The sequence below is a fragment of the Colwellia sp. 5_MG-2023 genome (assembly GCF_030547795.1).
Lineage (GTDB): Bacteria > Pseudomonadota > Gammaproteobacteria > Enterobacterales > Alteromonadaceae > Colwellia.
In genome coordinates this window covers 1-15310 of record NZ_JAUOPW010000029.1, presented here as the reverse complement: position 1 = coordinate 15310, position 15310 = coordinate 1, and the positions used below count along the sequence as shown (strand labels likewise).

Annotated in this window: 11 protein-coding genes and 1 tRNA gene; 5 read left to right on the top strand and 7 right to left on the bottom strand. The window is 36.6% G+C overall.

The window, feature by feature from the left end:
- Positions 1–131 precede the first annotated feature (131 nt).
- The 4 genes from Q4496_RS15450 to pepA all read right to left on the bottom strand — a co-directional run bounded on the left by Q4496_RS15450 (position 132) and on the right by pepA (position 5771).
- Positions 132–341: a cold-shock protein gene (locus Q4496_RS15450; protein WP_159818093.1), complete on the bottom strand. Its 210-nt coding sequence runs from the start codon at positions 339–341 to the stop codon at positions 132–134.
- 494 nt (positions 342–835) lie between these two features.
- Positions 836–3691, bottom strand: a complete 2856-nt coding sequence (locus Q4496_RS15445; protein WP_215973612.1) for a valine--tRNA ligase — start codon at positions 3689–3691, stop codon at positions 836–838.
- Positions 3692–3764: 73 nt separating this feature from the next.
- On the bottom strand, positions 3765–4238 hold the full coding sequence (locus Q4496_RS15440) for a DNA polymerase III subunit chi (RefSeq protein ID WP_215973613.1): 474 nt from the start codon (positions 4236–4238) through the stop codon (positions 3765–3767).
- A 24-nt stretch (positions 4239–4262) separates the two neighbouring features.
- Positions 4263–5771: a leucyl aminopeptidase gene (pepA, locus tag Q4496_RS15435; protein WP_215973614.1), complete on the bottom strand. Its 1509-nt coding sequence runs from the start codon at positions 5769–5771 to the stop codon at positions 4263–4265.
- Between the two features lie 218 nt (positions 5772–5989).
- Here pepA and lptF point away from each other — a divergent pair, with 218 nt between their 5' ends.
- Both lptF and lptG read left to right on the top strand, forming a co-directional pair.
- Positions 5990–7141 carry an LPS export ABC transporter permease LptF gene (gene lptF / locus Q4496_RS15430; RefSeq protein WP_215973615.1) on the top strand — a complete coding sequence of 384 codons (1152 nt, stop codon included), beginning with the start codon at positions 5990–5992 and terminating at the stop codon, positions 7139–7141.
- Positions 7141–8208, top strand: coding sequence for an LPS export ABC transporter permease LptG (gene lptG, locus Q4496_RS15425; RefSeq protein WP_215973616.1), 1068 nt, complete (start codon positions 7141–7143; stop codon positions 8206–8208). Before lptF ends, lptG begins: the two co-directional genes overlap by 1 nt.
- A 96-nt stretch (positions 8209–8304) precedes the next feature.
- Here the strand turns inward: lptG and Q4496_RS15420 are convergent, their stop codons facing one another.
- The 3 genes from Q4496_RS15420 to Q4496_RS15410 all read right to left on the bottom strand — a co-directional run bounded on the left by Q4496_RS15420 (position 8305) and on the right by Q4496_RS15410 (position 13115).
- On the bottom strand, positions 8305–8805 hold the full coding sequence (locus Q4496_RS15420) for an RDD family protein (RefSeq protein WP_215973617.1): 501 nt from the start codon (positions 8803–8805) through the stop codon (positions 8305–8307).
- Positions 8806–8953: 148 nt separating this feature from the next.
- On the bottom strand, positions 8954–12004 hold the full coding sequence (locus Q4496_RS15415) for an efflux RND transporter permease subunit (RefSeq protein WP_303610778.1): 3051 nt from the start codon (positions 12002–12004) through the stop codon (positions 8954–8956).
- Positions 12005–12014: 10 nt separating this feature from the next.
- Positions 12015–13115 (bottom strand): efflux RND transporter periplasmic adaptor subunit, encoded by a 1101-nt coding sequence (locus Q4496_RS15410; protein ID WP_215973619.1) that lies wholly within the window; start codon positions 13113–13115, stop codon positions 12015–12017.
- A gap of 145 nt (positions 13116–13260) precedes the next feature.
- On the opposite strand from Q4496_RS15410, the gene Q4496_RS15405 reads away from it, so the two are divergent.
- The 3 genes from Q4496_RS15405 to ppiC all read left to right on the top strand — a co-directional run bounded on the left by Q4496_RS15405 (position 13261) and on the right by ppiC (position 14629).
- Positions 13261–13890, top strand: coding sequence for a TetR/AcrR family transcriptional regulator (locus tag Q4496_RS15405; RefSeq protein WP_215973620.1), 630 nt, complete (start codon positions 13261–13263; stop codon positions 13888–13890).
- Between the two features lie 218 nt (positions 13891–14108).
- Positions 14109–14193, top strand: a tRNA-Leu gene (locus Q4496_RS15400).
- 157 nt (positions 14194–14350) lie between these two features.
- Entirely contained in the window at positions 14351–14629 is a 279-nt protein-coding gene (gene ppiC / locus Q4496_RS15395) for a peptidylprolyl isomerase PpiC (RefSeq protein WP_215973621.1), read from the top strand.
- Positions 14630–15310 lie beyond the last annotated feature (681 nt).

The window sequence follows — 15310 nt, the reverse complement described above, 5'->3', positions numbered from 1 at the left end:
ATTGGATCTGTAAACTATATTGAAGCAATAACATAAATCAGCAGAAACAAAAAAGCGAAGATTAACAGATGTTAATACTTCGCTTTTTACAGAATTAGATTCTCAAATGAGAAGGTCTACATAGCTATAAATTATACAGCTAGAACGTTTTCTGCTTCAGGGCCTTTTTGACCTTGTTTAACAGTGAACGTTACCGCTTGACCGTCAGCTAGAGTACGGAAACCGTCTCCAGAGATAGCGCTGAAGTGAACAAACACGTCAGGACCATTTTCTTGTTCTATAAAACCGAAACCTTTAGTTTCGTTGAAAAATTTAACTTTACCAGTAACTGAATCAGACATACTTACATTTTCCCGTAGTCATAAATAATATTAATGTGGTGCTTTCTTGAAGAGATAATTCTCAAAAAAAATAACACCGTTTTTACCCGAGTAAATGCCCTCTACCATAAGTAGTACAGGCAGAGGAAGGAAACAAACCATATTCGTAACAAAAAGTATTTGGAACAAACAACCAGTTTGCATTGCCTAAAATCCATTTGTTAAGAATAAACAAGTACCTAAGTACTTGGTAAATCTAAAACAAAAGTTAGTATCAACCTTCATCCGCAACACAAAAACTCAACGCAATTGCAGCATAGCACAGTTGTTTTTAATTTGCTTTATAAAAAGCTCAAATAGTTCAATTTTTTATGAAAATAAAAGGGCTTAAGAAGGTTTTTATTCGTAAGTCGTTGTTTTTTAATGTAATGATATTTAAAAAATTAATTTGAATATTTTTAATTTCCGCCTACTCTACGGTGTTTTTCGTAGGCGGAAATTACTCTTTTACTAAATTATAGTGCTGCTATTTGAGCTTTTTGCTCTTGCATTTTTGCAAGGGTAGATTCAGCTTCAGCTAGTTTTGCTTCTTCTTTGGCGATAACCGCAGGTGGAGCTTTGCTAACAAAATTTTCATTACCCAGTTTGCCACGAACTCGAGTTGCTTCTTTATCTAGTTTATCAATGGCTTTATCTAAACGAGCAATCTCGGCTTCTTTGTCAATTAAACCAGCCATTGGTATAAGAACAGATAAATCACCAACGACAGCTGAAGCACAAGCAGGGCCTTGTTCACTTTCTGCTAACACAGTAATACTTTCAAGTTTTGCCAGCGAGCTTAAGAATTGTTCATTTTCATTTAAGCGACGTTTATCGTTCTCGTTTACGTTTTTAAGTAATACTGGTAGCTCTTTACTAGGTGAAATATCCATTTCGCCACGAATATTACGAATGGCAATAATAAATTGTTTAACCCACTCTAGATCGTCAATTGATTGTTGATCACATTTGCTGGCGTCAAATTCAGGAAATGCCTGAATCATAATTGAATCACCTTTTTTAGCAAAACCACTTAATGGTTGAACGCGCTGCCAAATAGTTTCAGTAATAAACGGCATAATAGGGTGCATTAAACGTAGTAATGCCTCTAAAATGTTGACTAATGTATGGCGAGTACCACGTTGTTGTACTTCATTACCTTTGAATAAAATAGGTTTAGTTAATTCTAAATACCAGTCACAGAATTGATTCCAAGTGAACTCATATAAAGCTTGTGAAGCAAGATCAAAACGGTAAGTATCAAAAGCTTCATGAACCGTTTTTACTGTTTGCTCAAACTGTCCTATGATCCAACGGTCAGCAAGAGACAATTCCATTTCGCCGCCATTTGCTCCACAATCAAATTCTTCAGTGTTCATCATTACATAACGACTAGCATTCCATAACTTATTAGTAAAGTTACGGTAACCTTCTAAGCGTTTCATATCCCAGCTAATATCACGCCCCGTAGTCGCAACCGATGTTAAAGTGAAACGTAAAGCATCAGTCCCGTGTGCTTCAATACCATTTGGGTATTCTTTGCGGGTTAATTTTTCTATTTTAGCGGCCAACTTAGGCTGCATCATATTGCCAGTACGTTTTTGTAATAAATCTTCAAGTGAAATACCGTCAATCATATCTAATGGATCAACTACGTTACCTTTTGATTTGCTCATTTTATCGCCATTTTCATCGCGAATAAGGCCGGTCATGTATACTTTTTTGAAAGGTATTTGTGATTTACCATTTTCATCTTTATTGAAATGCATCGTCATCATGATCATGCGAGCAACCCAGAAGAAAATAATGTCAAAACCTGTTACTAGTACATCAGTAGGGTGAAACGTTTTTAGATCATCGGTCTCTTTTGGCCATCCTAACGTTGAGAATGTCCAAAGTGCAGATGAGAACCAAGTATCAAGTACATCATCATCTTGGCTTAATTTTATATCATCGCTAATGTTGTTATTAGCGCGTACTTCAGCTTCGGTACGACCAACGTAAACTTTGCCGCTTTCGTCATACCAAGCTGGAATTCTGTGTCCCCACCAAAGTTGACGTGAAATACACCAATCTTGAATATTGTTCATCCAAGCAAAGTACATATTTTCGTATTGTTTAGGAACAAATTCAATTTGACCGTCTTTCACTGCATCCACGGCAGGACCTGCTAATTTCTCAACACGTACGTACCATTGATCAGTTAAAAGAGGTTCAATGATAACACCTGAGCGATCGCCGTATGGCGCAACTAAATCATGGTCTTTCACTTCAACCAATAAACCTAATTCATCAAATTTAGCTACGATAGCTTTGCGCGCGACAAAGCGATCCATACCTGCGAATTCTGCAGGTAGTGCACCATCATAAGCATTCGATACTTCGCCTTTAGTGTCGTAAACCTCAGCTGTTGCTAACACTGCTGCATCTTTATTAAAAATATTGATTTGAGGTAGCGCATGACGTTTACCGACTTCATTATCGTTAAAGTCATGAGCAGGTGTGATTTTTACACAACCCGTGCCTTTGTCCATATCAGCATGTTCATCACCCACAATAGGAATTAAACGATTCACTAATGGTAGTAATACTTGTTTGCCAATTAGGTCTTTATAACGTGGATCTTCAGGGTTAACCGCAACACCGGTATCGCCTAACATGGTTTCTGGACGCGTTGTTGCTACCACTAAATAATCAAGACCCTCTGCCGTTTTTTGGCCATCAGCAAGTGGGTAACGTAAATGCCACATGTGGCCTTTTTTGTCTTTGTTTTCTACTTCTAAATCTGAAATTGCGGTATGGAATTTTGGATCCCAATTAACTAAGCGTTTACCACGATAAATAAGATCGTCTTCAAACAAGCGTACAAACACTTCTTGAACTGCTTCAGACATACCATCATCCATGGTAAAGCGTTCACGTGACCAATCGATAGAGTTACCTAAACGACGCATTTGCTTGCCTATAGTGCCACCAGATTCGTTTTTCCATTCCCAAATCTTATCGATAAAGCCTTCACGGCCATAGTCGTGGCGTGTTTTATCTTCTTCAGCAGCAATCTTACGTTCAACAACCATTTGAGTAGCAATACCAGCATGATCACAACCTGTTTGCCATAAGGTATTTTTACCTTGCATACGTTGGTATCGAATTAAAGTATCCATGATGGTTTGTTGAAAAGCATGTCCCATATGTAAAGAGCCGGTGACATTAGGCGGCGGAATGGCAATGCTATAGCTATCGCCTTCACCTGTTGGGCTAAAGTAACCTTGCTCTTCCCAGCTGGTATATAAAGATTGTTCAATGTCGGTTGGGTTGAATGTTTTTTCCATCATTGTTCCGGTATAAAAAGTTGTTAATGGTAAGTTGAATTAAGACTTTACAGAATTTAAGGTGCAACCTATATTATTGTGGCTGTGCCACTACTTGATTGTTTACTTGAAAGCCCCATTGTCGACACGTTTTAAAACGCTCACGGGCTTTTTGTTTTAAGATTTCATCGCTAGGGACAAAATCAACAATAAATTGAAATTGATTTGCAAATGTAGGCATAGTTTCGGTTAAGTTGATTAAAACAGGGCGGCGACCACGTAACGGTTGATCGCTAATTTCTACCATAGCACCTTGTTTTGGTCCTTCTCCCGCCAAGTTATGAGGCACAAAACTATCAGTGTCAAATGCCCATAATAATTCATCAATTTGCTCAGCTTGCTCTTTATCTTGTGTATAAATAAATACCCGCTGGTTTTGACGATAAAAATGGCTTGCTTGTAAACAGGCATGATAAAGTGCTGAACTTTTATCTGTTGTTTCAGCATCTTTATCATTATTGTCAGTCTTCTCGTCATTGAGAAGGTAAAACATAACCTGTGTTTGCATGGTATTTGCCTAATTTAAACGAAACTACTCGTCCACTTCTTGACCTGCACGGTTAAGCATAAATTGCGTTAACATGCTAACAGGACGGCCTGTTGAGCCTTTATCTTTACCGCCACTGCGCCATGCAGTTCCAGCAATATCTAAATGAGCCCAGTTATATTTTTTAGTGAAGCGCGCTAAAAAACAAGCGGCGGTAATAGTACCTGCTTCTTTACCACCAATATTTGCCATATCAGCAAATGGACTTTCAAGTTGTTCTTGATAATCGTCCCATAAAGGTAAACGCCATGCTCTATCACCACTTTGTTCTGAAGCATTTAATAGCTCATGAGCAAGTGGGTTATGAGAGCTTAACAAACCTGTTGCATGTTTACCTAAGGCAACAACACAGGCACCTGTTAATGTAGCAACATCAATTACCGCTTCAGGATCGAAACGCTCAACATAGGTTAAAGCATCACATAAAACTAAACGACCTTCAGCATCGGTGTTTAATACTTCTACTGTTTGTCCTGACATTGTTGTTAGAATATCACCTGGACGATAAGCATTACTGCTTGGCATGTTTTCACAGCCCGCTAAAATACCGATAACATTAATTGGTAAATTCAACTCGGCTAAGGCATGCATAGCACCTAAAACACCTGCAGCACCGCCCATATCATATTTCATTTCGTCCATGCCAGCACCAGGCTTTAATGAAATACCACCACTATCAAAAGTAAGGCCTTTGCCAACTAGTACTAGTGGTTTTGAGTCATCATCAATGCCTTTATAGGTCATAATGCTCATTAAAGATTCATTTGCTGAGCCTCTACCTACTGCCAAGTATGACCCCATACCAAGCTCTTCCATTTCCTGTTCGCCAACAATAGTTGTTGATACTCTATCGTAATCATTGGCTAAAATTTTGGCTTGCTCTGCTAAATATGCCGGATTACAAATGTTTGGTGGCATATTGGCAACATTTTTACAGGTTGTAATACCTTCAGCAATTGCTAATGCGTGGCTAATAGCGCGCTCACCAATTGGTAGCTCTCGACGTGTAGGTACGTTAAATACTACTTTACGTAAAGGTCTACGAGGCTCTTCTTTATGAGTTTTTAAACTATTGAAACTGTATAAACCATCTTGGGTTGCTTCTACCGCTTGGCGAATTTTCCAATAAGTATCACGACCTTTAACATGAAGTTCAGATAAGAAACATACTGCTTCCATTGAACCTGTTTCATTTAGTGTATTAATAGTTTTTTTGATTATTTGGCGATATTGACGTTCGTCTAATTCACGTTCTTTACCACAACCAACCAATAAAACACGTTCACTAAGAATATTAGGTACATGATGTAATAATAACATCTGTCCTGACTTACCTTCTAAATCACCTTTACGCAAAAGATTGCTTATATAGCCTTCACTTATTTCATCAAGTTGTTCTGCTGTTGAACTAAGACGACGAGGCTCAAACACACCAACAACAATACAGGCACTACGTTGCTTTTCTGGGCTACCGCTTTTTATACCGAACTCCATGAAGTTCTCCTTTTACGTTTAATGAGGGTATCTCTTGCTAAAACTAGTAAAAAATTGCACTCTTAACTATTCAAGTGATAGTGCTAAGGGCTATAATTATAGCTACATATATCAATTAATTTTATATGTCGACTATATAGTTTAGTTATGAAAACGGCAAGTTTACTAGAAAAACTTGTCGATTGTCAGAAAAAACACAGTTTTAATGGGATCTTTTTGTGATCATTTTTCGTTATTTATTAAAAGAAGTGGCAAAAACGCAGCTAGCAGTATTTTTTGTGTTGATGACCATTTTTATCAGTCAAAAATTTGTTCGTGTCTTAGGTGACGCCTCAGAAGGTAGTATTCCTGGGCAAATGGTGATGACATTTATTGCACTTAAAGTTCCTGATTTGGCAGGTATGATGCTGCCTTTAAGTTTATTTTTAGGTATTTTATTGGCATATGGCCGTATTTATGCGGATAACGAAATGACCGTACTACATTCTTGTGGAGTGAGTGAGTGGTATGTTGTACGGGTGACTTTGGTGCTTGCTTTTGTTACCGCCATTTTTACCGGCATATTTACTTTGTATTTAGCGCCGATGGCATCAGAATATCAATATCAAGTAACAGACGAACTTGCGGCTGATTCGGGCTTGAGCTCTTTAATCGCCGGACGTTTTCAAAAAACTGGTAATGAAAAAGCGGTTGTTTTTATTCATGGTAAGAATCGCAATGACAATAGTTTTGATAAAGTATTTGTAGCTCAATTGCCTAACGTAAATCATCCAGAAGAGAGTATTATTAATTCTAGTTTGGTTTATGCAAAAAAAGGACAAGTGCTTGAGGAAGATTCAGGATCTCAACGCTTAGTACTAACCGAAGGTATGCGTTATCACAAAGATGCAACTAACGGGGTCTTTCAGGCAGTTACGTTTGATAAATACTATATACAAATTCAAGATCAAGAAGTAGAACAAAAACATCGTAAGCTGAGTGCTTTACCTACACAACAACTATTTAATTCAACAGACGTTAAGACTGCAGCTGAGTATAGTGCAACCATACAATGGCGTATCGCTTTTCCGCTTGCATGCATTATTTTAACCTTTATTGCTGTGCCTCTTAGTGTTGTTAACCCTAGACAAGGTAAATTTGCCAAAATGTTGCCGGCATTAATGTTATTTTTAGGATATTTTTTATTATTAACGGCAATGAAATCTGGGGTAGAGCGACAGGCGCTACCCTCAGCTGTTGGTCTTTGGCCTATTCATATTAGTGCTTTATTTTTAGGTATTATTCTTTTAATGAAAGAGCGTAGTAGCGGCAGAAAGATTAAAGCAAAACTGCCTAGTTTTAAGCGTAATAATGTTCGAGGCCAGATCTAATGAAAATATTAGATGTTTATATTGGGCGTATTGTCGCATCCACTACTTTTTTAACTTTGGCCGTTTTTGTTAGTGTTAGCGGTATTATAAAGTTTGTTGAACAAATGCGTGCTGTGGGGCGAGGTAATTATGATTTATCGCATGCTGCACTTTATGTTCTCTATTCTGTTCCTCGAGATATAGAAGTCTTTTTTCCCATGTCAGCATTAATTGGCGGATTAATTGGCATTGGTATGTTAGCGAGTAATAGTGAGCTGGTAGTCATGCAAGCAGCTGGCTTATCACGTTTAGATATTATTAAATCGGTAATGAAAACGGCAATTTTACTTATTTTTGTTTCTATGGCTGTGGGAGAATGGTTAGCGCCTGAAGGAGAAGCAACAGCAAGAGAAATTCGGGCTCAGGCTATATCCGGTGGGAGTTTAATCTCAGCCAAAAATGGAGTGTGGGCTAAAGATGGCGATTATTTTGTTAATATTGGCGAAGTGTTAGAGCAAGGACAGTTAAAGAAAGTACAAGTCTATCGTTTTAATGATGACCTCAAATTAGATAGTTGGTTAAGTGCAGAGTCGGCAGTATATAAAGATGAAGCCTGGTTATTATCAAACGTGGTAAATACACAATTAAACGAGCAAAAAATTAGTAGTAGTAATATAGACAAACAAGTATGGGAATCTTCATTAACACCTAAAAAGTTAGGCGTGGTAACCGTAACACCTGAATCCTTATCGATACGAGGCTTAGTGGATTATTTAGATTATTTAGAAGCGAATGAACAAGATCCTAGCCGATATCAATTAGCGTTTTGGCGGAAACTGGTGCAACCTGCAACGGTTGCGGTAATGCTATTAGTTGCTTTGTCATTTATTTTTGGACCGCTACGCTCTGTTTCTATGGGCGCGCGGATTATGATGGGGGTTATTACGGGTATTATCTTCTTTGTTTGTAATGAAGTATTAGGCTCATTAAGCTTGGTGTACCAATTCCCACCATTAATAGGTGCTGTTTCACCAAGTATCATTTTTATTATGTTGGCTTGGTATTTTATGAATAAAAAACCAACATAATAAAATGATATATTTAACGCTCACCTTGAACAGCCGAATCTAAAATAGCTATATAAGAATTGATCCTGCTTTCTTGTTATAAAAGCTGGTGAGCTCTTACAGTCTGCCTTTATTCGCTTCTAATGACAAAACAACCACTTCCGTGTTAGTGAGTCTATCTTGTAAGCTGAGCTTATTTTTACGATCAAATATTACGGTTAAATTCCCTAAGCCAAGCAGAGTAGGGAGTAAACGTTTTATTCCTGTCATTTCAGTAATACGTGTACCATCTTGATTTTGTACACGTAAACGCCATGCCTTCATACCTAATGTTTGGCCTGTTCTTGACCAAAAAAACACAAAGAAAAAGCTTACCCAGGCAATATTCCAACCATAGATTAATACACTAAAAAGCAATGAAGAACGCTGTAAATCTATTGAGTGCTCGAAGCCTTGCATATCGATAAGCCCATACCTAATACATAAGTTAAAAATAAAAAAGGATATTGCACCGGCAAGCATATAAACGGCAATAGCAATAAGTAGATCATAAATCCAAGAGCCAAAGCGGCGACGGAATCCAGCGCGAGGAAATTCATTTACATCAGTTGAAGTCATACAAAGTGCTCAAAATACGAGTGGTAGCTTAACAAAAGCGTAGTCTATCAAAGACACTACAAGAGTTTAAGTAAGTAGTGTGTAATCGTGAAAATTAAGCTAAGTGAATACCTGAAAATGGCATTCACCTTCACTATTTTAAGTTCGTTTAGGATTCAGCCTTAACCTTATAAAATGTAGAATAAAGTACAGGCACAACAGCAAGTGTTAATATGGTACCAATACCTAACCCAAAAGCAATAACATTAGCCATACCATAGAACAATGGGTCTTTACTGATAATTAATGGTAGTAAGCCCATTACTGTTGTAATTGTTGTCATTGCAATAGGTCGTAATCGCGTTAAGCAAGCATCCACTAAAGCTTGGTATTGCGTTTTACCACTTTGAACTTCAATGTTAATGCGATCAATGAGTACGATAGCATTGTTAATGATAATACCAGCCAAGCTATATAATCCTAAAGTAACCATAAAACCAAACGGTGCTTGCATCACTAATAAACCAATTACAGCACCAATAAAAGAGAGCGGCATGGTTAAGGTAATTATCGCTGCTTTTCTAAAGGAGTTAAATTGAGCAACAAGTAGTATTAATATAAAACCAATCACCATTGGCATACTAGCACTTAATGCTTTTTGGGCCGCTTTAGATTCTTTAATTGCACCACCGTAGAATATTTCGTGATTAACGGGTAAGTCAGCTGCTAACAGTTGAATTTTTTCATCTATAACTTTTTGTAGATCTTCTGCAGCCATACCCGTATTACGTGCTTCAATGCTAATAGTACGAAACATATCTTCATGGTGTATAACAGAAAATTGATTTACAGGTACAAATGTTGCTACTTGGAATAACGGGATCGCTTTTCCTGTTTTTTCAGAATAGACATTAAGTGTGCGTAGTTTGTCTAAGTTATTACGTTCACTTTCTTGCGCGCGTAAAATGATAGGGATAATTTCATCACCTTCCCTATATTCTGTTATTTGCGCCCCTGAAAAATACGTTTGTAAGGCGTCGGCTATTTCAGATGATGTTAAACTTGCTCTTTTGGCTCGATGTTGATCAATTTTAACATCTATTTTAACAATCAAGTTTTCCCAATCGTTACGTATGTTAATAGTATTAGGAACTTGATGGAGCAAGTCCATAATTTGTTGTGCTTTTTGATAAATAACGTTTTTGTCTGGGCCTTTAACTTGAATTTTTATTGTTTTTGCATCAGATGGGCCTAAGAACATTTTTTTCACGCGAGCAGAAATATTGGGGAACTTGGCTTCAAGCTGTGTTCCTAATTCTGATACTCTTTTGGCTACGTCTGTACCTTCAACTACATTAAGCACAATAAAACCTTTATTTTGAGCTGGATCTTCAGGGTTAAGTGATAAGACAAAACGTGGTCCATTGAAGCCTACGTAGCCAGAATAATTTTCAATAAAAGCAAATTTTTCTTTGTTATCTAACCAGGTAAATATGTCTTTCATTTGGCGATTAGTTTCACGTGAAGAAGTACCGTTCGGTAAATCAATGTACATTAATATTTGCGTACGATCAGACTCTGGAAAGAATTGTTTGGCAACAAATTTCATTGAACCAATTGCGGCAACAAATAAAATTAATATTATGCTAATAAAGATTAGCCTGTGTTTTAATACGGAATGCAAAAAACCTTCATACATGGTGGATAACTTGCCTTTCACCAAACTGTTTTCTATTTCGGCTTTCGACGGTTTTATAAAATAGTAACAAAGAATAGGCGTGACACATAAAGCCAGTATCCAGCTTGTCATTAAGGTAATCAAAATGACGAGCGAGATTGAACGAGTAAATTCACCTGCGACATGTTCAGCTAACATCAATGGTAAGAAAAATAAAATTGTTGTGATAGAGGAGCTTAATAATGGAATGGCGAGCTCTTTACAACCTTGTAACATGGCATCGAAACGACTAATACCATCTTCAATTCTTCGCTTAAAATCTTCAGCAATAACAATACCGTTATCAACCAATAAACCTAATGATATGATTAAAGTCGCTAAACTCATACGCTCTAATTTCATATCAAAAAATAGCATTATTGATAAGGTTGTTAACATAACAAATGGAACAATAGCCCCGACAATTAAGCCAGTTCTTAAGCCTAAAAATAGTACAACTACGACTAAGACAATAGCGAGTGTTTGTAGTACGTTAATTGAGACACCTTGTACTGTTTTTTCTACCTGCTCAGCTTGATAGGTAGCAATATCAAGTTGGTAACCGATAGGTAGACTAGCAATTACTTTATTAATATTGGTTTTTATACGTGGCGCAAATTCTAAAATGTTGTATTGAGGCAACATAGAAATTGCAAAATAGATAGCGGGTTTACCGTTGTAATAAGCTAATTTGTCCGGTGGATCGATATAGTCTCGTTTAATACTAACCACATCTTTTAACGCAATAAAATCTTCGGTGTTAGGTATATTTATATAAGTATTGGCGATATCAGGGACACTACCAAAATTTCCTGATGGTTCTATGATGAAACTCTTTTTACCTGTATCGACTTCACCACCAGAGCGGATAATGTTTTGTTTTTGTAATTCATTGATCAGCGCTTGAGGAGAAATACCGAGTTGCGATAATCTTGCATTTGATGCCTCTAGAAAAATACGCTCTTCTAAATGGCCTAAAATTTCAATTTTCTTTGTTCCTTCAACGCTATATAAGGTATCACGAATATGCTGTGCAATATCATACATAGCACTCATGTCGAAACCATCAGCAGTTAAAGCTAGTGTTACCACTGAAACATCACCAAATTCTGTATTTACATAAGGGGTGCTAGTACCTGAAGGCATTTTGGTATGAGCGGTTACGGCTTTATTACGAACATCCTGCCAGATATCATCAAGATTAAAATACCGATCATGAATTTTGACATGAATAGTTGAGTTTCCCGTAGTTGAAAGCGATCTTATTTCTTTAACTTCAGGTACTTTTCTAATTTCTTCTTCAAGTTTCTTGGTTATTAACTGCTCTACACGTTCAGGTGCCATCCCAGGAAAAGAAGTTGAAATAACAGATTCTCTTATCGTTATAGTTGGGTCTTCTTGTGCAGGTAAGGTAAAATAGGCAAATACACCATTAATTAATAATAATGTAAGAATAAAAAATACAGTTTTACGATACTTAAAAGCTATATGAGTGATATTCATAGTTTGATTCTTAATTAAAACGTTGGGTAGTGTTGTCTAACAACGTTACTTTTTGGCCATCACGTAAAAACGCGACACCAGCAATAGCAATGATCTCACCACTTTTTAAACCAGAGGAAATAAAGGCAATGTTGTTACGTATATTTTCAATAGTAACTTCACTTGAATTGACCGATTGTGTGTTTGGGTTGTAGATAAATACATAACTTTTTTGATTTAAACCAGCCCGTATTGCGCTAAATGGTACACTGATAGCAACGCCTTGGTAATATTTTGAGCCTTTGTCTTCAAAAGTAAAATCTACTTCAGCAGTCATTCCTGCTCTTAATGATGGATTTTTTTCCTGTAAGACAACTGTGATAGGGAAAGCATTCGCCGCTTCTGCTCTGGTTCCTATTTCTGTAACCCGACCTAACATTTTAGTTTGGGGTAATACTGGAAACCGTACTGGTATCATGCTGTTGTGCTGTAATTCTTTGATCAAGGTTTCAGGTACCATGACATGTACTTCCAAACCATGCTTACCTTCAATTTCAAAAGCGGGTTGCCCAGAGCTGATTTGCTGTGATGGTTCAATTAAGCGTTTTGTTATTATACCGTTATATGGAGAGCGTAAGGTTCCATCTTGTAGATTTTTTTGAGCTATATCTAATTGTGCCTGAGCAACACCTACCGCACTTTCGCTTGATTCATAATTAGCTTTTGCGTTATCAAATCCAGATTGAGATACCAAACCGTTTTTAATTAACTGACTGTAACGAGTAAAGCTGTTTTTTGCTTCAACTTGATCAGAATTTGCTTTATCTAATTGTGCTTTAGCCGATTTTACCGAGAGTGTGAGGCTTCTGTGATTCAGTTGAGCTAACACTTGGCCTTTTTTAACGGTATCACCAAGCTTCACTTCAACACTCTCAATCTTTCCCATCACTTCAAAACTTAAGCTAGTTGATTCAACGGGAGCTACAATACCTGACAAAGTACGTAACTGTTGTAAATTAGATTCGCTAACCTTTTCCCAAGCAATCGGCCTAATAGCTTTTTCGGTTATGTTTTCTTGCTCATTACAACTAAATAGAAATAGAGTTAAAAAGAGTGTTAAGAATAGTCTCATAATGATTCCAATAATGAAATTTACTCACTTTTTATAGAGGTATAAAGGTTAAAAGTAAATTGATACTGTTAAATTATCTATATCTTGGTACTATGTAGTACCAATGTCAAATGATAGTTAAGTAAGAGTGATATAAGATTGAAATATGGCCTATAAAGAAGAATTAATTTTAAATGATTTAAGCTCACGTGGAGAGTCAATACTTGATGCGGCAAAAAGACTCTTTTTAAAGCATGGTTATGATCAAACGTCGTTAGAGATGATCATTGCTGAAGCGGGTGGTTCAAGACGTTCTATTTATAATGAATTCGGTAACAAACAAGGTTTATTAACATCAGTTATTCAGCAGCAAATTGTTATTCATACTGCGACCATAGCGTCTATTAAATTGAGTCAATTAGCCCCTAAGGATGCACTTAAAGAAGTGTGCTTTCGTTTTCTTAAAGGGATTCTATCAGACACCTTAGTTTCGCTATTTCGTTTAGTGCTGCAAGTGGTACCTAAGTTACCTGAAGTAGGTACGTTGATCTATGAAAAAGGACCACTTAAAGGTATGGAGCCATTGACTGACTATTTAATAGAATTAGATAAGAACGGTGTGTTATCAATAGATGATCCTTTATTCGCGACACAAATTTTAATAGAAATGGTAAAAGGGCGCTTACATTTTAAAATGTTATTGCTGCCTAATGATAAATTGTTAGATGAAGATGTTTATGAACATGTTGATAAAGCCGTTGATTTATTTTTTAAAGCGTATCAGCCAAGCTTATAATTGAATAAATAAACAGCATATAGCCATTGAAGCAAGAAAAACTATTGCACAAGCAACTATATCTCGTATAATGCCACCAATTAAGCTTGTTGCTGAAGTGGCTGTATAACTTCAATATTGATAGCTTATTTACCGTTAATAAAATAGTTTACAAAGAAATCAATTTTTAGTGTGAAAAGTGAATTCTTTGCAAATTGCAAAACGGGCGTAAAGCCTTTGCCAGCGTGATGAAATTGGTATACATGGGGGATTCAAAATCCCCTGTCGCAAGACGTGTCGGTTCGAGTCCGACCGCTGGTACCACCATTATAAAGCCCTGATTCGAAAGAGTTGGGGTTTTTTTATGTCAAAAAAATAGTAGTTATCTAGATTAGCTCTGAACTGATATAAGATCTTTACAAAGGATTTATTTATGTGTTCAATCTAGGTTGAGTTATCAGTAATATTAGGATGGTTTCTTATGGCAGCAACAGCACACGCACTTCATATATTAGTGAAACACAAAGAACTTGCCGAAGATATTATTAAGCAGCTAGGTAAAGGTGCTAAGTTTCAAACGTTAGCTAAAAAGCACTCGTCGTGTCCGTCTGGTAAAAAGGGGGGAGACTTGGGTGAGTTTAAACGTGGTCAGATGGTGTCTCAGTTTGATAAGGTAGCTTTTAGTGGGGCTATATTAGAACCTCACTTGGTTAAAACTAAATTTGGTTGGCATGTTATTAAGGTGCTTTACCGGACCTAATCAAATATTGATGAAAGTAAGTAAAAGATAAGGTCGCTATCGTAAAGCATTTTATTAAAGCTACATTAGTAAGCGTCACTACCTGAAGATTTTACCTAGGGTGATTAAAAATCTTATCTAATAACTCTTTTTATCCCCAACACTATTCATTAAATAATAGTAGCTACTCTTATCTATTTCTCAACATAGAGAAAAGAGTTTTTAGCATTATAGAGAGTAGTATGGAAAGTACATTATTTATATCTTTAATCTATTGCTTCCATTTTTAATGTAAAATCTAAGCTTTCTAATTCGGCGTTCAAGTTAGGTAACTTTAGTTTTTATTTATTATGGTTAATATTGAATTAATAATAGTTGCTATCTAAGCAGCGAACTATTGATGTGATCATCAACATTGGTGAAGCTATTACTTCAATAATGAGATGATTGTTTAGCCGTACAGATAAACTAATTCAAAGTTGTACTTTACTGGACGAAGCGATTTATATGGTAAGTTGTTTAAAAAACATCGTTTTTGATGCTTTAATGATCATAGTTAACCCTGTCCTTAAAAAATAACAGAAATTTAAGGATTAATTGAAAAAAAGTGTTGACGTACAGTCAGAAATCTCTACAATGCGCTCCAGTTCCAAGGGGTTCAGGCAAAACGAATCATCAACGGGCTGTTTTAATAAGTTATCT

Coding starts and splice junctions, on each gene's coding strand:
- Q4496_RS15420 (WP_215973617.1), bottom strand. CDS start 8,805: ATGACTTCAACTGATGTAAATGAATTTCCTCGCGCTGGATTCCGTCGC.
- Q4496_RS15405 (WP_215973620.1), top strand. CDS start 13,261: ATGGCCTATAAAGAAGAATTAATTTTAAATGATTTAAGCTCACGTGGA.
- Q4496_RS15440 (WP_215973613.1), bottom strand. CDS start 4,238: ATGCAAACACAGGTTATGTTTTACCTTCTCAATGACGAGAAGACTGAC.
- ppiC (WP_215973621.1), top strand. CDS start 14,351: ATGGCAGCAACAGCACACGCACTTCATATATTAGTGAAACACAAAGAA.
- Q4496_RS15445 (WP_215973612.1), bottom strand. CDS start 3,691: ATGGAAAAAACATTCAACCCAACCGACATTGAACAATCTTTATATACC.
- Q4496_RS15410 (WP_215973619.1), bottom strand. CDS start 13,115: ATGAGACTATTCTTAACACTCTTTTTAACTCTATTTCTATTTAGTTGT.
- pepA (WP_215973614.1), bottom strand. CDS start 5,771: ATGGAGTTCGGTATAAAAAGCGGTAGCCCAGAAAAGCAACGTAGTGCC.
- lptG (WP_215973616.1), top strand. CDS start 7,141: ATGAAAATATTAGATGTTTATATTGGGCGTATTGTCGCATCCACTACT.
- Q4496_RS15450 (WP_159818093.1), bottom strand. CDS start 341: ATGTCTGATTCAGTTACTGGTAAAGTTAAATTTTTCAACGAAACTAAA.
- Q4496_RS15415 (WP_303610778.1), bottom strand. CDS start 12,004: ATGAATATCACTCATATAGCTTTTAAGTATCGTAAAACTGTATTTTTT.